The organism is Mycetocola sp. Y791 (genome assembly GCF_059445325.1).
On record NZ_JCAIUC010000003.1, the window covers coordinates 629,813 to 648,918 of the forward strand.

The 19,106-nt window shown below is 66.0% G+C and carries 16 protein-coding genes; 8 read left to right on the top strand and 8 right to left on the bottom strand.

Annotated features, from left to right (window positions below; all coding sequences use genetic code 11):
• The first annotated feature begins 200 nt into the window (after positions 1-200).
• A complete protein-coding gene (locus AC1C2N_RS12050; protein ID WP_483404345.1) occupies positions 201-485 on the top strand; it encodes a DUF4031 domain-containing protein in 285 nt (94 codons plus the stop codon).
• A 27-nt stretch (positions 486-512) separates the two neighbouring features.
• Here AC1C2N_RS12050 and AC1C2N_RS12055 read toward each other — a convergent pair whose 3' ends face one another.
• Positions 513-3,299: an Rne/Rng family ribonuclease gene (locus AC1C2N_RS12055; RefSeq protein ID WP_495434114.1), complete on the bottom strand. Its 2,787-nt coding sequence runs from the start codon at positions 3,297-3,299 to the stop codon at positions 513-515.
• Between the two features lie 538 nt (positions 3,300-3,837).
• Between AC1C2N_RS12055 and AC1C2N_RS12060 the strand changes: the two genes are divergently transcribed.
• Positions 3,838-4,437: a vitamin K epoxide reductase family protein gene (locus tag AC1C2N_RS12060; protein ID WP_495434115.1), complete on the top strand. Its 600-nt coding sequence runs from the start codon at positions 3,838-3,840 to the stop codon at positions 4,435-4,437.
• Positions 4,438-4,550: 113 nt separating this feature from the next.
• Here AC1C2N_RS12060 and ndk read toward each other — a convergent pair whose 3' ends face one another.
• From ndk to AC1C2N_RS12090, 6 genes are all read right to left on the bottom strand, one after another.
• The gene (gene ndk / locus AC1C2N_RS12065) at positions 4,551-4,967 is read right to left on the bottom strand and encodes a nucleoside-diphosphate kinase (RefSeq protein WP_108391240.1); all 417 of its coding nucleotides are present in this window, start codon (positions 4,965-4,967) and stop codon (positions 4,551-4,553) included.
• On the bottom strand, positions 4,957-5,310 hold the full coding sequence (locus tag AC1C2N_RS12070) for a DUF4233 domain-containing protein (protein ID WP_158270246.1): 354 nt from the start codon (positions 5,308-5,310) through the stop codon (positions 4,957-4,959). The genes ndk and AC1C2N_RS12070 overlap by 11 nt, the downstream gene beginning before the upstream one ends.
• Positions 5,311-5,327: 17 nt before the next feature.
• On the bottom strand, positions 5,328-6,692 hold the full coding sequence (locus AC1C2N_RS12075; RefSeq protein WP_495434116.1) for a bifunctional folylpolyglutamate synthase/dihydrofolate synthase: 1,365 nt from the start codon (positions 6,690-6,692) through the stop codon (positions 5,328-5,330).
• Positions 6,685-10,098, bottom strand: a complete 3,414-nt coding sequence (gene ileS, locus AC1C2N_RS12080; protein ID WP_495434117.1) for an isoleucine--tRNA ligase — start codon at positions 10,096-10,098, stop codon at positions 6,685-6,687. The genes AC1C2N_RS12075 and ileS overlap by 8 nt, the downstream gene beginning before the upstream one ends.
• A gap of 263 nt (positions 10,099-10,361) precedes the next feature.
• A complete protein-coding gene (locus AC1C2N_RS12085) occupies positions 10,362-11,363 on the bottom strand; it encodes a DUF1648 domain-containing protein (RefSeq protein ID WP_495434118.1) in 1,002 nt (333 codons plus the stop codon).
• The gene (locus AC1C2N_RS12090; RefSeq protein WP_108391245.1) at positions 11,360-11,710 is read right to left on the bottom strand and encodes a GntR family transcriptional regulator; all 351 of its coding nucleotides are present in this window, start codon (positions 11,708-11,710) and stop codon (positions 11,360-11,362) included. Before AC1C2N_RS12090 ends, AC1C2N_RS12085 begins: the two co-directional genes overlap by 4 nt.
• 35 nt (positions 11,711-11,745) lie before the next feature.
• Here AC1C2N_RS12090 and AC1C2N_RS12095 point away from each other — a divergent pair, with 35 nt between their 5' ends.
• Complete coding sequence (locus tag AC1C2N_RS12095; protein ID WP_495434119.1) at positions 11,746-12,522, top strand: AAA family ATPase; 777 nt, start codon at positions 11,746-11,748, stop codon at positions 12,520-12,522.
• Between the two features lie 13 nt (positions 12,523-12,535).
• On the opposite strand, the gene AC1C2N_RS12100 is transcribed toward AC1C2N_RS12095, so the two are convergent.
• Positions 12,536-13,141 (bottom strand): acyl-CoA-like ligand-binding transcription factor, encoded by a 606-nt coding sequence (locus AC1C2N_RS12100; RefSeq protein ID WP_495434120.1) that lies wholly within the window; start codon positions 13,139-13,141, stop codon positions 12,536-12,538.
• Positions 13,142-13,358: 217 nt separating this feature from the next.
• On the opposite strand from AC1C2N_RS12100, the gene AC1C2N_RS12105 reads away from it, so the two are divergent.
• The 5 genes from AC1C2N_RS12105 to AC1C2N_RS12125 are packed head-to-tail and all read left to right on the top strand — an operon-like array spanning position 13,359 to position 18,920.
• Positions 13,359-15,017 carry an ABC transporter substrate-binding protein gene (locus AC1C2N_RS12105; protein ID WP_495434121.1) on the top strand — a complete coding sequence of 553 codons (1,659 nt, stop codon included), beginning with the start codon at positions 13,359-13,361 and terminating at the stop codon, positions 15,015-15,017.
• On the top strand, positions 14,992-15,984 hold the full coding sequence (locus AC1C2N_RS12110; protein ID WP_495434122.1) for an ABC transporter permease: 993 nt from the start codon (positions 14,992-14,994) through the stop codon (positions 15,982-15,984). Before AC1C2N_RS12105 ends, AC1C2N_RS12110 begins: the two co-directional genes overlap by 26 nt.
• Positions 15,981-16,838 (top strand): ABC transporter permease, encoded by an 858-nt coding sequence (locus AC1C2N_RS12115; RefSeq protein ID WP_495434123.1) that lies wholly within the window; start codon positions 15,981-15,983, stop codon positions 16,836-16,838. The genes AC1C2N_RS12110 and AC1C2N_RS12115 overlap by 4 nt, the downstream gene beginning before the upstream one ends.
• Positions 16,835-18,520, top strand: a complete 1,686-nt coding sequence (locus tag AC1C2N_RS12120) for a dipeptide ABC transporter ATP-binding protein (protein ID WP_495434124.1) — start codon at positions 16,835-16,837, stop codon at positions 18,518-18,520. The genes AC1C2N_RS12115 and AC1C2N_RS12120 overlap by 4 nt, the downstream gene beginning before the upstream one ends.
• A gap of 49 nt (positions 18,521-18,569) precedes the next feature.
• Positions 18,570-18,920, top strand: a complete 351-nt coding sequence (locus tag AC1C2N_RS12125) for a VOC family protein (protein ID WP_495434125.1) — start codon at positions 18,570-18,572, stop codon at positions 18,918-18,920.
• Positions 18,921-19,106 lie beyond the last annotated feature (186 nt).

Below are 19,106 nucleotides of genomic sequence, written 5' to 3' on the forward strand. Positions count from 1 at the left end.
TGGGAGCCTGTGCTCCGAGTTGAATCTGTCAAGGAATATTCACTGTGCGGTAGACCCCAGCGGGAAGGGAGGTCAAGCTGACAGAAAACCATGGGCAAAACGCGGGATAAGCCAACGTGCACCAACAGGAAACTTTACTTGATCACACCCGATCTCACAAATGCACGCCCAGCCGTGTCGCAATTCGTAGACTTCAGGTCATGACCGTGCTCATCGACACTCCGTTATGGCCGGCCCACAACACACTCTGGTCCCACCTCATCAGCGACGTTTCTCTCGACGAGTTGCACGCGTTCGCCGCTCGTCACTCACTCCCCCGGCGCAGCTTCGACCTGGACCATTACGACGTGCCACAGGAACGCTTCGACGAACTGGTCGCCGGTGGTGCGGTACCCGTAAGCGCGAATGTTCTCGTCCGTCGGCTGATCGAGAGCAACCTCAGGGTGACGGCGAAAGAACGCAAACGGCGGTCGGCCCTCGGGTGAGGGGCGACCGCCGTTCGTCGTTACTGGCTACTCAGCGGCCGGCGCGGATGTTCCGGCGTCTGCGTCGTGAGCGACGGGAGTCCCGGTCAGGCCGGCGGTCGTCACCCGACGGCGGCGTGCACGGCCGGTGCCGGGAAGCTTGGGCTCCGGAAGCGCGTCGAGCACTGAGCCGAGGAGGTCCTCAGCGTCGCGCGGGTCGACTCTCTTCGCCTTGCGTGCGGGCTCGAGAGGGATGTCGAGGATCGACAGGGCATCCCGGGCTTCCGTGCGGGAAGCGGCAACCTGAGGCTCGGGGTCGGGCCTGCCGGAATCCGGCCTGTTCGTCTCCGGCCTGCTCGTCTCTGGCCTGCTCGTCTCTGGCCTGCTCGTCTCTACCCGGCTGGCAGGAGCCGAGCTCTCGGCACGCGCGTCAGGCGCAATGTCCTCGGTCTGGCCGGCTGAGCCGCCACCCGAGTTCCCCTGCGCCGACCCGGCGCCGCGGTTCTGGCCCTTCTGGTTCTTCCGGCGTTCGTTGCGTCGCTCGCTGCGTGACTCATTGCGTCGCTCGCTCGCAGCGGGCTGTTCCGTCACCTGATCGGCCGACGGCGCGTCGTCCGCGTGAGCAATGATCGTCGATGCGGCGATCTTCGCGAGGGCGTTCTTGGCGTCATCGGTGATGGCGTGTGTCGGGGCCTTCGGTGCCTGGCCGACGTTATTTCCTCCGCCGTTGCCGTTGGTGTTGCCACCGTTGCTGTTGCCGTTCGAAGTGCCGCCCTTGCCGCGACGCTTGGTCTCCGGCTGAGGGGTCTGGCGGTGCTTGACGATCGGGTCGTGGTGCACGATGACACCGCGGCCGGCACACACCTCGCATGGCTCACTGAACGACTCAAGCAGGCCAAGGCCCAGCTTCTTGCGCGTCATCTGAACGAGACCGAGCGAGGTCACCTCGGCGACCTGGTGCTTGGTCCGGTCACGGCTGAGGCACTCGATCAGTCGGCGCAGAACGAGATCCCGGTTGGATTCGAGCACCATGTCGATGAAGTCGACGACGATGATTCCACCGATGTCGCGCAGCCGAAGCTGGCGGACAATCTCCTCGGCGGATTCGAGGTTGTTCTTCGTTACCGTCTCCTCGAGGTTTCCGCCTGAACCGACGAACTTTCCCGTGTTGACGTCGACGACGGTCATTGCCTCGGTGCGGTCGATGACGAGCGATCCACCGGAGGGCAGCCAGACCTTGCGGTCGAGGGCCTTCTCGATCTGCTCGGTGATGCGGTACTCGTCGAAGACGTCCCGGTTGCCCTCGTAGCGCTCGACGCGCTCGAGCAGGTCGGGAGCGACACCACGCAGGTAGCTTTCGATGACTTCCTGCGCGTCATCGCCGGCGATGAGCATCTTCTGGAAGTCCTCGTTGAACACATCGCGGACGATCTTGATCAACAGGTCAGGCTCAGAGTGCAGCAAAGCTGGCGCCTGAACGCTCTCCATCTGCCGTGAAATCTCTGCCCACTGGTTGATCAGGCGATTGACGTCGAGCGTGAGCTGTTCCTCGGTCGCGCCCTCTGCAGCGGTGCGCACGATGACGCCGACGTTGTCAGGAAGCACTTCTTTGAGGATCTTCTTGAGGCGAGCACGTTCGGTGTCGGGCAGCTTGCGTGAGATGCCGTTCATCGAGCCGTTGGGCACGTAGACGAGGTACCGGCCCGGAAGCGAGACCTGGCTGGTCAGTCGAGCACCCTTGTGTCCGACCGGGTCCTTGGTGACCTGGACGAGAACACGATCGCCTGGCTTGAGCGCCAGCTCGATGCGGCGCGGCTGGTTTCCGGTCTCTGCGGCGTCCCAGTCGACTTCGCCCGAGTACAGCACGGCGTTGCGTCCGCGTCCGATGTCTACGAAGGCTGCTTCCATGCTTGGCAGCACGTTCTGCACGCGCCCGAGGTAGACGTTCCCGATGAGGGATGCCTCTTCGTTACGGGCGACGTAGTGCTCGACGAGCACGCCGTCCTCGAGTACACCGATCTGAATCTTGTTGCTCTTCGAGCGGACGATCATCGTGCGGTCGACTGACTCACGACGGGCGAGGAACTCTGCCTCGGTGACAACCGGGCGGCGGCGGCCGGCATCGCGGCCGTCGCGTCGTCGCTGCTTCTTCGCTTCGAGGCGCGTCGAGCCCTTGATGCGCTGCGGCTCGGTGATCTGCTCGACCTCACGCGGCTGTTCCCTGGGCTGCCTGACCTTGACTACCGTGTTGGCCGGGTCGTTCTGTCCCGACCGGCGTTCGTCGCCCGATCGGCGGCGTGCGCGCCGGCGGACCGTCGACGGCTCGTCATCCTCGTCGTCGTCATCGTCGATCGCGTCGTCGCGATAGTCGCGCGCGGGGAGCGGCTTGACGTCGGGTGCCTGGAAGAACAGCGCTGTCGTCGGCGCTGTTGAGTATGCGGCGAAGATTCCGGGCGCCGTGCTCTCCGCGGTCTTCGCGGGCTCGGCCGCGTCTGCCGCTGGCTCCTCGGCAGCAGACTCGTCACCGGCCTGAGTCGGTTCCGCGACAGTAGCGGAACCGACGGGGGCTGCGGACGGGGCTGCGGACTCCGTATCGCCTGCAGCATCCTCGGCGGCCACAGGCTCTGCGTCGGATGACGCCGCGTCCTCAGAGTCAGGACGTTGCGGTGCGTCTTCGGCGACCGGTTCGCTCGCTGCGGCATCCGGTGCCTGCGTGTCGGCAGTCGGCGCGTCGAAAGCCTGCGCCTCGAAGGCCTGGGTCTCGGAGCTTTCCGGCGCTACGCCCTCGCTGTTGGTTGATGTGTCGGCCGTGTTGTCAAAATTTTCATTCACCATTCCTGGTGCACTCCTCATCCGGCACGGCAGCCGCGCTGCCCATCCGGGAACTCTCGAGCGGTTTCTCGCTTTCGCGTACTCCCCGCAAATCCTGTACGTCCACGACCGGCCCTGTGGCTCTGGTCGCGTACCTTCTTTGTCGGCCGTACCCCTTCGAGTTGTGACCGACGAACACTTTTGTCTCAAACACTGGGCGAACGCTGTTTCATTACGAGCGCCGTGCCCAATAAGCCTTCTGTTGTACGACCCTAGAGCGCGGCCCTATGGTCGTGCTCTCATTATCGCACGGCAGGCGCGTTCAGAGCGATTCTCCGGCTCGCGCCGCACCGCACTGTGTCGTTCTCTCGAAAGGTGTGTCGCGAAGAGCCGTGCTCCGACACAAACGGTCACTCGCGCCGCCCGCGGGCGTGCTCGGACACAAACGGTCACACTTCTCTCGAAAGTGCAGCCCTCCCTGTCCGAGCGGCGACTGAACAGCAATTTGTGGCCGAGCATGCGGATGCCGCCACGGCCAGCCTCAGTGTCGTACCCTCGAACCGTGAGCCGCGACGAGACCAACACCCGACCGACTGTCCTCGCTGTCTTTCTCATCCTCGCGGGCATCATCGGTGAGATTGCTGCCTTCGCCCTCACCGTCGAAAAGATCCACACCCTGTCATCGCCCGGCGAATCGCTCTCGTGCGACTTCAGCGTCCTCGTGCAGTGCGGCGCCAATCTCGAGTCCTGGCAGGGCTCTGTCTTCGGGTTTCCCAACCCGCTGATCGGGCTCGTCGGCTGGGCCGCACCGATCGTCGTCGGCGTCGGAATACTCGCCGGAGCTCGTTTTGCGCGCTGGTACTGGGCGCTGTTCAACCTGGGGCTGGCCGGCGCCCTCGCCTTCGTGATCTGGCTGATCTCCCAGAGCATCTTCGTGCTCGGCACCCTCTGCCCGTGGTGCATGGTCACCTGGTCGGTGACCATCCCCGCGTTCCTCGCCGTCACCCTCTACAACCTCAAAGCCGGGAATCTCCCTGCGCCCGCCGGCGTGCGCCGGGTAGCCACGGCTCTGTACGGCTGGCTCGTGCCGCTCACCCTGGCCTGCTACCTGATCGTCGCCGTGATCGCCCAGATGCGCCTCGACGTCCTGCAGCACCTCTAAGCCGCCCTCTCCCCCGTGGCTACCGGCCGGTCGCAGACCCCGGTGACAGCGCCGTGACAGAAAAACAGCGAGGCGCCCGTTTCCGGGTCGCCTCGCTGTTTGAGGTAATCGGGTTACTTGAACCAGAGCGCGAGTTCGCGCGCCGCCGACTCGGGGCTGTCTGACCCGTGAACCAGGTTCTGCTGAACCTTCAGGCCCCAGTCGCGACCGAAGTCGCCACGGATGGTGCCGGGAGCCGCCGTCGTCGGGTCCGTCGTGCCCGCGAGGCTGCGGAAGCCCTCGATCACGCGGTCACCGGCGACGCGAATGGCGACGATGGGACCTGACAGCATGAACTCCACGAGCGGCTCGTAGAACGGCTTGCCCTCGTGCTCGGCGTAGTGCGCGGCGAGAACCGATCGGTCGGGCTGAACGAGACGGATGTCGACGAGCGAGTAGCCCTTCGCCTCAATACGCGCGAGGATCGCTCCGGTCAGGTTGCGTGCGACACCGTCCGGCTTGACCAAAACGAGTGTTTCTTCAACTGCCATGTGTTTCGTCTCCCAATTGCGCTGCGGCGGCTTTTTCGCGGTCGATCCGACCGCCAGCCACCATGGAGTAAACCCACATGCCGGCAAAAAGCGCACCAATAATGAACATGATCGGCACCAGGATGCCGGTAGCAACGATAACGCCTTGCAGCACCCAGCCCGCAATGATGCCCCAGCGGTAGCGGAGGCCGGCGAGTGCCACCAGGATCGCGACACAGATCGCGGCGCCGCCCCCGAGGGCGACCGGCGCCGGCAGGACCTTGAGCCCGAAGGCCACCAGCGCGGCGAGGAACATCACAATGAGTTCAAAGCCGAGGACGATCGACGCGAGGGACTGCCTCACGCTCTGCCGCTGTCTTCTCATGACTTCTTCCACTCTCCGGCTTCGGCCAGCTCGATGACCTCTCCGGCGAGAACGACGGAGCCGGTGACGACGACGAGCCTCGACGGGCCGTCATTCGCCCATTCGCGTGCGGCGAAGACCGCGTCTTCCACGGTGTCGTAAGCGTGAACGAGTCCAGGATCCGCAACAGCCGCCGCCCGCCGGGCGAGAGAAGCGACCGGGATGGACCGTTCGGACGACGGTTCGGTCACGTGGATGCGTGCCGCGATCGGCGCAAGCACGGAGAGGATTCCCTCGGCGTCCTTGTCTCCGAGCACACCGACGACGAAGACGGTCTCGGCGAAGTCGAAGTACTTCCCCAGCGCAGCGGCGAGTGACCGTGCGCCGTGCGGGTTGTGCGCCGCATCGATGAGAACCGTCGGCTCGATGCCGACGAGCTGGAGCCGACCGGGTGTAGTGATCTCCGAGAGTCCCTCCACGAGTGGGTCCATCGAGAGCGGCTGGCTGCCGTCACCGAGGAACGTCTCGACCGCGGCGATGGCGACTGCCGCGTTCTGACCCTGGTGGTCGCCGTAGAGCGGCAGGAAGAGATCGTTGTACTCCCCCGCCCGTCCGCGCACGCTGATCACCTGGCCGCCGACGGCGACATGATCTGCCGTCAGCGCGAAGTCGACGTCCTGGGCGATGACGGGGGCCTCGTCCCGTTCCGCCGCCTTCAGGATTTCTGCCATGGCATCGGGATGCTGCACGGCGGTGACGACCGTCGCGGCCGGCTTGATGATGCCCGCCTTGGTTCGCGCGATCTCGGCAATGGTCGAACCGAGTCGGGCAACGTGGTCGAGATCGATCGGGGTGAACACGGCGATCTGCGCATCAGCGACGTTGGTGGAATCCCACTCGCCGCCCATCCCGACCTCGATCACACCGACGTCGATCGGCGCGTCAGCGAAGCTCGCGTAGGCGAGCACGGTGAGTACTTCGAAGAAGGTCAGCGGCACGTCACCCGCGTTTTCGAGCTCGAGGTCGACCATCTCGACGTACGTCCGAATGTCTTCCCAGTTCCGGGCGAGGGCCTCGTTCGAGATCGGCTCACCGTCGATGACGATGCGCTCGTTGAAACTCACGAGGTGCGGACTCGTGAAGAGTCCGGTCCGAAGCCCGTAGGAACGGAGAATCCCCTCGATCAGGCGGCTCGTGCTCGTCTTGCCGTTGGTTCCGGTGAGCTGGATGATCGGGAACGCGCGTTGCGGGTCGCCGAGCAGGTCTAGCACCCGGCGGGTAGGCTCCAGCCGCGGTTGAGGAGCCTGTTCGCCCGTGCGGGCGAGCAGGTCCTCGTAGACGGCCTGTCCTTCATCGGCAAATTCGTCGTCAATCTCAGACATTGATGCTCCTGGTTGCTCGGCGAACGGCCACGATGAACGATCCCGCGTTGGCGAACTGTCCCTTGGCGAACACCTGGTAGAACTCCGGCTCGTCGTCGAGCAGCTCGGGGAGCCACTCCGCCGGCGTGCCGGCGCGACGGGCCTCGTCGACCTCGGCGAACGCGTGGATCGAGGTGGTCGTCGCGAGCGTCTCCGCCGCGATGTCGACCTCGGTGACGAAGGTCACGGCATCCGCGTCTTCGGGGCTCTCGAAGACGAGACCGAGGCGGATGCGGTCGCTCACGTCGAATCCGGCGGCCTTGCGGGTGTCCTGCACGGCACGAACGACATCCCGAGCGAGACCCTCGGCCTCGAGTTCGGGGGTCGTGTGCGTGTCGAGCAGCACGAATCCCCCGCCGGGCAGCAGAGCGAGCGCCTGCTCGGCGCCACCCTCAACGGCGGCGGTTTCTAGAACAAGCTCGAATTCGCCGTCCTGGAGTTCGATACCGCCGGCGGTGACGACACCGTCGGTCTCGGACCAGTCCCCGGCGCGGGCTGCCTTGATCACGGTCTGCACGTTCTTGCCGAGACGCGGTCCGGCGGCGCGAGCGTTGACGGTGAGCTTCGACGTGATGCCGTAGTCGCCGGCGCTGGAGTCGGTGAGGGTGACAAACTCGACGTTCTTGACGTTGACCTCATCGCGGAGGATGTCGCCGAACCGTTCCAGGTGGTCCGGGTCCGGTGAGACAACGGTGAGCGTCGCGAGCGGGAGACGCACGCGCCGACCCGCCTGCTTCCGGAGGGAGAGCACGGTTGAGCTGATAGCGCGGATGGCGTCCATCGACGCGACCAGCACATCGTCCTCATCGAAGGCGTTCAGGTCCGGCCAGTCCTCGAGGTGCACGCTGCGGCCACCGGTGAGGTCCTTCCAGATCCGCTCGGAGACCAGCGGGAGGAGAGGTGCGGACGCGCGCGTGATCGTCTCGAGCACCGTGTACAGCGTGTCGAACGCCTCGGTTCCGTTGCCGTTCTCGTCGACTCCGGTCCAGAATCGCTCGCGTGACCGGCGCACGTACCAGTTGGTGAGCACGTCGGCGAAGTCCCGGAGCGTCGCCGCTGCCAGGGTCGAGTCGAGGTTCTCGAGGTGAGTGCCGACCTCCTCCACGACGAGGCGGGTCTTCGCGAGAATGTACCGGTCGAGGACGTCGGTGGAGTCGGTGCGCCACGAGGCGTCGTATCCACCGTCGCGAGCCGTGTTGGCGTAGAGGCTGAAGAAGTACCACGTGCTCCACAACGGAAGCAGCATCTGCCTGACACCCTCGCGGATGCCCTCCTCGGTGACGATGAGGTTGCCGCCGCGCAGGACGGAACTCGACATCAGGAACCAGCGCATGGCATCCGAGCCGTCACGATCGAAGACCTCGTTGACGTCCGGGTAATTGCGGAGCGATTTGGACATCTTCTGGCCGTCGCTGCCGAGCACGATGCCGTGGCTGAGCACGTTCTTGTACGCGGGCCGGTCGAACAGCGCGGTCGAGAGCACGTGGAGGGTGTAGAACCAGCCGCGGGTCTGCCCGATGTACTCGACGATGAAGTCGGCCGGGTTGTGCGAGTCGAACCACTCACGGTTCTCGAACGGATAGTGCACCTGGGCGAACGGCATCGAGCCGGAGTCGAACCAGACGTCGAGGACGTCGGTGATGCGCCGCATGGTCGACTGCCCGGTGGGGTCGTCGGGGTTCGGGCGCGTCAGCTCGTCGATGTACGGCCGATGCAGGTCGGTCGGGCGAACGCCGAAGTCCTGCTCGAGCTCGTCGAGCGACCCGTACACGTCGATGCGGGGATACTCGGGGTTATCGCTCTTCCACACGGGGATCGGTGATCCCCAGTAGCGGTTGCGGCTGATCGACCAGTCACGGGCGTTGCCGATCCACTTGCCGAACTGGCCGTGCTTGACGTTGTCAGGCACCCAGTTGATGTCTTCGTTGAGGTCGACCATCCGGTCGCGGAATTCGGGCACGCGGATGAACCAGCTCGACACCGCCTTGTAGATGAGCGGGTTGCGGCAGCGCCAGCAGTGCGGGTACGAGTGCTCGTAGCTCGCTTGGCGGAGCAGGCGTCCCTCAGACTTGATCAGCTGGGTGAGCGGCTTGTTGGCGTCCGACCACAGCAGCCCCGCGACATCCGTCACCGCGGGCAGGAACTTTCCGCCGTCATCGACAGAGATGATGACCGGGATGCCTGCTGCCTCGCAGATCTTCTGGTCTTCTTCACCGTACGCCGGCGACTGGTGCACGATGCCGGTGCCGTCTTCGAGGGTGACGTAGTCGGCGACGAGGATCCGCCACGCGTTCTGCATGCCGTACTCCTCGACATCCGAGTAGTAGTCGAAGAGACGGTCGTACGTGACGTCTTCGAGCTCGGACCCGATCAGCGTCCGCGAGACGGCCGCGAGGGCGTCCTCGGCGGAGTCGTAGCCGAGTTCCTTCGCATAGTTGCCGACGAGCGCCGTTGCGAGCAGGTACTGCCCGCCAAGCACCTCGGTGAGGCCGGCGTCGTCTCCGGCTTTCTCGCGCAGCACAGTGGCATCCGGTGTTCCGTGCGGACCGGCGGGCACAACCGCATATTCGATGTCGGGTCCGACGGCCAGCGCGGCGTTGGTCGGCAGGGTCCACGGCGTCGTCGTCCAGGCCAGCGCGCGCACGCCGGTGAGGCCGAGCGACTCGGCCTTGATGCCGACGAGCGGGAAGGTGACGGTGACCGTCTGGTCCTGGCGCATCTTGTAGACGTCGTCGTCCATGCGGAGCTCGTGGTTCGACAGCGGAGTCTGGTCGCGCCAGCAGTACGGCAGCACGCGGTAGCCCTCGTAGGCGAGCCCTTTGTCGTGCAGCTGCTTGAACGCCCAGATGACACTCTCCATGAAGGTGATGTCGAGCGTCTTGTAGTCGTTGTCGAAATCGACCCAGCGAGCCTGGCGGGTGACGTACCGCTCCCAGTCCTCGGTGTACTTGAGCACCGCGTCCTTCGCGGCGGCGTTGAACGCGGCGATGCCCATCTCTTCGATCTGGGCCTTGTCGGTGATGCCGAGCTGACGCTCCGCCTCGAGTTCGGCGGGCAGTCCGTGGGTGTCCCAGCCGAAGCGGCGGTGCACCTGCTTGCCACGCATCGTCTGGAAGCGCGGGAAGAGGTCCTTCGCGTATCCGGTGAGCAGGTGGCCGTAGTGCGGCAGGCCGTTCGCGAACGGCGGACCGTCGTAGAAGACCCACTCATCGGCGCCCTCGCGCTGGGCGACGGATGCCTCGAAGGTTCCGTCGTTCTTCCAGAACTCGAGGATCTGGTTCTCGATGTCGGGGAACTTCGGCGAGGGGGTCACGCCGAAGGCGGACCCGGCGTTCGGCGAATCGTCGTTCGACTTGGGGTAAGGCATTTTTCTCCCGGCAGGTTCAGTGTTCACCTGCGAGGGCGGATCGTTTCCGATCCGCGGTACCACCTCGCTTGCCGCTTGTGACGGCCGCTCGTTCATTGGCTGTGACGGGCCAGCCCCGTTCGGTTCTACTGGGCTCCGCAGGTGCACGGTGCTGTTCTTCCGAAGACTCCCCGGTGATGGCCGGTTCACAGTCGCTTCCTCAAGGATAGCGGGGAATTCCGGTCGCCGGGGAGTCAGGGCCTTTCGGCGTGGTGCGGATGCCGTCAGACGGCAGAGCGCGAGACGAGCGTCTGCATCACACGGGCGGCCGTCTCGGCGTCATCAACGGTCACGACGAGTCGTTTGCCGTTGCGTCTGGTGACCTCGATCGCCTCACCGGCGCGGAGGATGATTCCCGTTCGCCTGCCAGGGGCCACGCGCCAGCCCCAGCCACCGAAATCGGCTGTCGGGTTGACCTGGACGACCCGGACCTCGGCGACGTCACTCGCAGGAATGCTGACCTGAGGCCAGCCCAGGATCCCGCGGACGGTGAAACCACGTCGGTCTGCGCGCACGCGCCAGAACGACATCCCGACCGACAGGAGCAGAACGAACACGGCGAGAGCGAGAGGGTAGGTGGCGTCGGATGGGGAGGTGAACGCCGTCGCGAGAGCGATACCGACAGTGAGCACGACGACTGCACCCAGCAACACGACGACGCCGCCGGAGATCCGGACCGTTCGCGACCAGTAGACGCTCTCCGCAGGTGCAAGATCGAGCGGCTCGACCGCTGTCTCCTCGTCGAAGTCCGCCGGTACTGCCCTGGGCAGGATGAACCAGGCGATGGCAGCGGCAAGGACGCCGCCGAGGGCGCCGATGATCATCGGCGTCGCGATGTTCGGGGCGGCAGCCGCATCGTTCAGTCCGCGCTGGACGGCGAGCGAACCGATCACGCCGCTGGTCAGCAGGACACTCAGGAAGACTCGCGTGACAACAACGATCTTTTCGGTGCTGGTCAGGCCGCCGCGCTGGGGTGCGCCGCGGAGTGACAACCCGCTCGCCACAGTGACCCCGGTGACGATGGCCAGCGGCATCAGGATCATGATCCATACGCTCCCGAATCCGTCGGCACCGTTGCTGTCCCAGTGGATAGCAACGGGATCGGGGAGGTCCGGCAGCCAGGTCAGAGCGACGATTGCTCCGACCAGGGCGATGAGGATCGGGAGGATCACGCCGATGACCAGGTATCGGCGTCGGCCTGGCATCGTCTGGGGTGCGGTGGTCATCGAAGGGCCTCTCGGAGTAGTGCGGTTACGGTATCTGGACTGAGTTCGAGGATGCGGGCTTCAGCGACGACGGCGTCGATCGCGGCGCTGAGCTGTGAGTAGCGGGCGGCACGGTCGGTGACAACGGCGCCGCGCCCCCTCCGGAGGTCGACGAGACCTTCGTCGCGGAGCACCTGGTACGCCCTGAGGACGGTGTGCACGTTGATCTCGAGCGACTCAGCGAGTTCTCGAGCGGCCGGGAGCCGCTCCCCCGCTTTCACATCACCGGAGATGGCGGCGGCGCGGATGCTCGCGGCGAGCTGGTCAAACAGCGGTGTGGTCGACGACTGGTCGATTCGAAGGAGCATGTGTTCATCCTATAGTTCTATTTCCACTAGAACAAGTGGCAATCTCGCAGATTGCCGAACCCGCCTGCGACAATGGCCGGATGACCCGCGCCGATCCCTTCACCGACACCCGGCTCGTGCGAGACATTCGCCGCATCACCGACGTCGCAGTCCCGGCCGACCAGTGGCCGGCAACCATCCCCGCGATCGCTGCGGTCCTCGAGTCCGGGCTCCCGCTCGGAGACGGCGTCACGTTCCTCGTCGGTGAAAACGGCAGTGGCAAGTCCACCCTCATCGAGGCGGCGGCAGCGGCGTACGGTCTCGGACCGGAGGGCGGCACCATCAACTCGGCGCATGAGACCAGGCGCACGGAGTCGCCACTCGGCGACTGGATCTCCCTCGCCAGACGCCCCGGAGCAGCAAAGTGGGGCTTCTTCCTTCGCGCCGAGACGATGCACGGCTACTACACCTTCCAGGATTCACTCGAGGGCGGCCACGACTTCCACAGCATGAGCCACGGCGAATCGTTCCTCGCCGTGGCCGAGACCTACCTGACACGACCCGGCTTCTACTGCCTCGACGAACCTGAGGCCGCCCTGAGTTTCAGTTCGACCCTCGCGATGATCGGGGTGCTTGCCGATCTCGTTGCTAACGGCTCCCAGGTGCTGTGCGCGACGCACTCCCCCGTGCTCGCGTCACTTCCCGGCGCGACGATCTACGAACTCGGCGATCACGGCATCCGCCGCGCCAACTGGGAAGACCTCGATCTCGTCACCCACTGGAAGTCCTACCTCGATGCGCCGGGACGTTACCTGCGGCACATCCTCGACTGACCGCCAGACTCCGTCAGACCGCGTCGGCGAAACCCGCGCAGACCGGGCCCACGGCCTCGTCGACGTAATCGGCGAGAGGGCGCCTGGCGACACCGGCGTTCGCCCAGACGCCGGCTGCAGCCGCTGCCGCACCGAGCACCGCGAAGGCGATGGCCTGAGGCAGCAGCACTCCGGCGGAACCTTCCGTCCGGCGCAGAATGAAGTCACGGATGACGGCGCTCTGCTTCATCAGGCGACGGAGCCCGGATGCCTCGAGGTCCTCGCGGGTGCCCATGAGGTCGACCTGGGTCAGCGCCCACGGCACACGATCACCGGGATGCGACCGCGCGACACGCACGACCGCGTTGCGCACGGCATCCGTCACTGGCTCGGTCGCATCCGCCGCCGCGAGCTCATCGGCGAGCCGAGCGAGCGTCTCGTCGAAGTCGATCCAGAGCACGTCGGACTTGGAGCCGAAGTAGTTGAAGAACGTGTTGCGACTGACGCCGGCTCGCTGTGCGATCTGGTCGACTGTCGTCCCGGCGTAGGTCTGCTCGAGGAACAGCTCGGCGGCGGCCTCCTCAAGCGTGCGCTTCGATGATCGCCTCGGGCGCCCGACCTGCACAGTGTTCTCGGCCAATAGGTTCCTCCTCCCGAAAGCGTATCGACCCGAGGGCATACCGTCTCCACCGCCCGTCGATCGGGGTGGATCCAGCCGGGCGTCGACACCGGCTGCCACGTCAGGGCAATCGGGAAGAAATCAGGTACTAGGGTCGTTATTAGACCGCGTCCAATAAATCTGGGCGCCACGCTCGGGCCACCCGCATCGCGGCTTTGCCCTCGTCAAGGAACAGGCAATGCACTCACTCACCATCACCCGCGCGCGGCGCGGACTTGCGGCGGTCGGCTCGGCAGCCGTTCTCGCCCTTCTCATCACCGCCTGCCAGTCACCCGCGGCCGAACAGTCATCGACCCCGGTCGCCGGCGGAACCCTCACCTACGCCAGCGGAGACGCGGAACCCACCTGCCTCGACCCCCACGTCGGTGGCAACTACCCGCAGGCACTCATCGCCGGCCAGTTCCTCGACTCGCTCGTCTCGCGGGACTCGGATGGAACCGTCATCCCCTGGCTGGCCACCGAATGGTCGGCATCAGACGACGGCCTCAGCTGGGATTTCACTCTTCGTGATGACGTCAGCTTCACGGACGGCACCCCGTTCAACGCCGAGGCCGTCAAGGTCAACGTCGAGCACCTCAAGGATCCGGCCACTGAGTCGTCGACGGGCTACCTCGCACTCGGCAAGGTTGAGAGTGTCGAAGCGGTCTCCGACACCGTCGCGCGATTCACCCTGAGCGCGCCGGACAGCGCACTGCTCGAGTCCCTCTCGATGCCGTGGCTCGCCATCGAGTCGCCCGCGGGAATCGCCCGCGGCATGGAGGCGAACTGCCAGGCGCCGATCGGCACTGGGCCGTTCATCGTCGACGAGTGGGTTAAGCAGGACCACGTCTCACTCGTTCGCAATGACGACTACAACTCGCCGCCGGCCGACGCGAAGCACGAGGGCAAGGCATACCTCGAGGCGATCGAATGGCGCTTCATCCCTGACTCCGCATCGCGCTACGCCGCTCTGCAGGCCGGGCAGGTCGATGTTCTCGACAATGCGCAGCCGGACACGATCTCCGCAGCCGAGAAGACCACGACGCTCGCGCACATCGACGCACCGCGCCCCGGCGCCGCCAACCGCATCGAGCTGAACGCCGGTGCTGCACCATTCAGCGACCCCGCTGTCCGTGAGGCGTTCATCCGCGCCGTTGACGTCAATGACGGAATCGAGTCACTGTTCTTCGGCTCGGCGGAACGCTCATACTCGCCGCTGTCGAGCGCTGAGCCCGAAGGCTTCTCCGACGAGTCACTGTTCGACACCGATCTCGACGAGGCCAACGAATTGCTCGACTCCGCCGGCTGGACTGAACGGGATGCCGACGGCTACCGGGTCAAAGGCGGCGAGCGCCTCACTCTCGATTTCCCCGTCTCGACGAACCAGTCGATCCCCGCCGAGCAGTCGCTCTTCGAGCAGATCCAGGCAACGGCGAAGGACGCAGGGTTCGAGGTCAAACTGTCACTGCTCGACCTGTCGAGCTGGTACGGCGTCCTCGCTGAGAACAACTACGACCTCGTGAGCGCCCCGTACACGAAGGTCGGCCCTGACGTGCTGCGGATCCTGTACCACTCCGACGGAATCGTCCCGGCGCCGAGCGGATACTTCGCGAACCTCTCGCAGGTCAGCAACCCTGAGCTGGACGAGCTGCTGACCACGGCGAGTGAAACCTCTGATGACGGCGAGCGCGCCGCGCTCTACGACCAGGCGCAGGACATCATCCTCGGTGGCTTCCACATCCTCCCTCTCTACGACCAGCAGAACCACTTCCTGCTCGGCACACAGGTGAAGGATGCCCGCGCCATGCCGACGGTGTCGACGCCCACGTTCTATGACGCCTGGCTTGCCGGACAGTAAGCCGGCTGAGCGATCGAGGAGCCGGCGCTCAGTGCGCTGGCTCCTCGTCCGACTCGGCGGTGCTGCGTTCGTGCTCTGGTCGGTCGCGACGCTGACCTTCTTCGCGATCCGCCTGATTCCGGGAGACCCGGCGGAGGCGGTACTCGGCGGGCCCGGGTCACAGGCATCACAGGAGACCCTCGACCAGGTTCGACGCGACTACGGTCTCGATCTCCCCCTCGGCATCCAGTACCTCAACGCACTGGGCCGCTTGCTCAGGGGCGACCTCGGCACCTCCTACGCGCTTAAGGTCCCCGTCACCGAACTTCTCGGCGCCCAGCTCGGCGGTACGCTCCTCCTCGCTCTCGCGGCCCTCGCCCTCGCCTGGCTCGCTGCCCTCGGCCTCTCGCTCTGGTCGACCGGCGGCGGCCGCGTTGCGGCATCCCTCGGGCAGGGCATCGAACTCACGAGTGCTGCGCTCCCCCACTTCTGGCTCGCCACTGTCCTCATCGCCGTGTTCAGCACGAGCCTCGGCTGGCTCCCACCGGTATCGACGGGAGGGGCGACGGGACTCGTCCTCCCGACCGTGACGCTCGCCATTCCCCTCGCCGGGTTCCTCGCCCAGGTGATGCGCGAGACGCTGCTCGACACCCTCGACGCACCCTTCATCGTGTCGGCAAGGGCCAGGGGCGAATCGGAGCGGGGCATCCGTCTCCGCCATGCACTCCGCCACGCGAGCCTGCCGGCGATCAGCCTGTCCGGCTGGGCGCTGGGCTACCTCATCTCGGGCGCCGTCGTGGTCGAGACCATCTTTGCCAGGCCGGGACTCGGCCGCACCCTGCTGCAGGCGGTGACGCTTCGTGACGTGCCGGTGGTCACCGGTGTTGTCCTGCTGGTCGCCCTGGTCTACATCCTCATGACGATTCTGACGGATGCCGCCTCCCGGCTGGCAGATCCACGCCTGGCCAGTACGGAGGCAACGCGATGAGCGAACTCGACCTGAGGACCGCTGCGGCGAGCGCGGCACCCGCCCGTCGCGCCCGCCCGAGTGTCGGCGAAGTACTCGCCGGTCTCTTCGTTCTCTTCCTCATCGTGGCCACCGTGGCTCCCGGACTGCTCTCGTCATTCGACCCCAACGCCATCTCGGCACGCGACGCGTTCCAGGGCCCGTCGCTGGCTCACTGGTTCGGCACCGACGAGTCCGGGCGTGACATCTACAGCCGGGTCGTCACCGGAACCGCCACCTCCCTGCTGATTGGAGTGTCAGCAACGGCGATCGGCCTCGTTCTGGGGCTGGTCCTCGGTGTGCTCGCCGGGTTCGGCGGTCGCGTGCTCGACTTCACGGTGAACCGCACTATCGAGGTGCTCTTCGCGTTCCCCGGACTCCTCCTCGCTCTCCTCGTCATTGTCATCGCCGGGCCCGGCCCGGTGACCGCGACCATCGCGGTCGGCCTCTCCACCGCGCCCGGCTACGCGAGGATCATCCGCGGCCAGCTCGTCAGCATCCGTTCGTCTGCGTACGTCGAATCGGCACGGGTGCTCGGTCACGGGCCGTGGCGAATCCTCACCAGGCACATCCTGCCGAACGCCCTCGCTCCCCTCGCGGTACTCGCCACCCTCGGTGTCGGGCAGGCTGTTGTGTGGGCTGCCGCCCTCAGCTACCTGGGCCTCGGCGCACAACCGCCGGAGCCGGAATGGGGCGCCATGCTGTCCGCCGGGCGCACTTACATCGGTACCGCATGGTGGCTGACCGTGTTCCCCGGCCTCATGATCGTGCTCACCACCATCGCGACAACGGTGCTCGGCCGGAGCCTCACCCGACGAACGGCGGGCAACCGATGAACGATTCGCTCTCGACAAGCTCCGCGTCACCACTCCTCGACGTGGTGGGTCTCTCCGTCTCCTTCGGCGGCGTCCCCGTGGTCAGGGACATCTCCCTCAGCATCGGCCGGGGCGAGTGCGTTGCCATCGTCGGTGAATCCGGGTCGGGCAAGAGCGTCACCGCGAGGGCCCTGCTCGGCCTCGCCGGTCGCGGCTCCGAGGTCACTGCGTCGACGCTGACACTCGCCGGGCGTGACCTCACAGCGGCGAGCGAACGGGACTGGCGCGGCATCCGCGGGTCACAGGTCGGGCTCGTCCTCCAGGACGCGCTGGTTTCCCTCGACCCGCTGCGTCCCATCGGTCGCGAGATCGGCGATGCACTCCGGCTGCACGCGAACCTGTCGGCAACGGATGCCCGCAGTCGCGTTGTCGAGGTTCTCGCACGCGTCGGAATGCCGGATCCCGAGCGGGCGGTCTCCCAGCGTGCTGGCGAACTGAGCGGTGGTCTCCGCCAGCGCGCACTGATCGCCGCGGCTATCGCTTTGGATCCGCCGTTCGTGATCGCCGACGAGCCGACGACCGCCCTCGACGTCACCATCCAGGCACGCATTCTCGATCTGCTGGCCGAATTGCGGTCACGCGGAACGGGCATCCTGCTGATCAGCCACGACCTCGCCGTCGTGAGTGCCATCGCCGATCGCGTGCTCGTGCTGAAGGACGGCAGCGTTGTGGAGTCGGGAGCGACCCGGGAGTTGCTGACCCGGCCACGGGAGGAGTACACCCGACGACTCATCGCGGCGGTGCCCACCGATAAGCCGCGCCATACCCCGCTCGTCCCGGTTCAGGAGCCGGACATGACCAATGGGGGCATGAGCCGAAAGCCGATCCATGCCGCGGTCGCCCTCCCTGGAGACACAACACCTGAGACACCGGATGCCGCTCCCGCTGTCCTCGAGGCACGTTCGCTCGTGAAGACCTATCGGTCACCAGCGGGCCGGTTCCGCGCGGTGGACGGTGTGTCGTTCGCCCTGGCCCGGGGCGAGACGCTCGGCCTCGTCGGCGAATCCGGGTCCGGCAAGACGACGGTGGCCCGGCTGGTCCTCGCGCTGACTCCGGCGGACGAGGGCGCGGTGCTGCTCGACGGCACTCCGTTCTCCGCACTGAAGGAGCGGGAGCGGCGTCCACTCCGGCAACGGATCGGTGCCATCTACCAGGACAGCCTCAGCTCGTTCGATCCCCGACTCTCGGTGAGACGCATTCTCGACGACGCCATCGGCACGGCGCCTGCCACCGACCGGTCGACCGTCGATGAACTGCTCGACGCCGTCGGTCTGGCGAGGGGTGTTGCCGACGTGCGACCGTTGCTGCTCTCGGGTGGTCAGCGGCAGCGGGTGTCGATTGCCCGCGCGCTCGCGGCCCGGCCCGACGTCATTGTTTGTGATGAACCGGTCTCTGCGCTCGATGTCACGGTCCAGGCCCAGGTGCTCGACCTGCTCGATCGGCTGCAGGTCGAACGCGGGCTCAGCTATCTGTTCATCTCCCACGATCTGGGCGTTGTCCGGCACATGAGCGACCGGGTCGCCGTGATGAAGGATGGGCAGATTGTCGAGACCGGCGACGCGGCGACCGTGTTTGCCGACCCGCAGCATCCGTACACGGCACGCCTCGTCGCCGATGTGCCCCGGCTCCTGCCATCACACTGATTCGCGTGATCCATTCCGTGCCGGTTCGCCCGGCCGCTACGGTGTCGGTATGAAACCTCAGGCAGTCACCATCGGCATCCCGGTCCGCGATCTCCGGGCGGCTACCGCCTGGTACCAGACGGCGTTCGAGCTGGGTGAGCCCGACCTCGAACCGATGGAAGGGCTCGTCGAGTTCGACCTCGGCGCCTTCTGGCTGCAACTCGCGCTGTCGGCTGAGCTCGCCGGGAACGAGGGCATCTCGGTCAACATCAGCGTCGCTGACGCCACGGCACAGCGAGAGACGTTCGCTGCCAAGGGACTTGAGGTGAGCCCGTTGCAGCACATTGACGGCGTCGTTGATTTCTTTGAACTGACCGACCTCGACGGCAACAAGATTGGGTTTGTCACCGAGCTCGCCTGAGGTTCCGAATCGCTCGCGGAACCGCCGCTTCGCTCTGACGACCGCCCGTTTCCCTCGCCGGCGGGGTGGCCATCGGGTCACCCTCGGGGTGGCGTCGCGGTTCGCGCTGCCCCGGCTCCGCTACCATGGATAGTCCCCGACACTCAGGCACGTACACACGGTGCCGCCCATATTGAACCGGAGTTA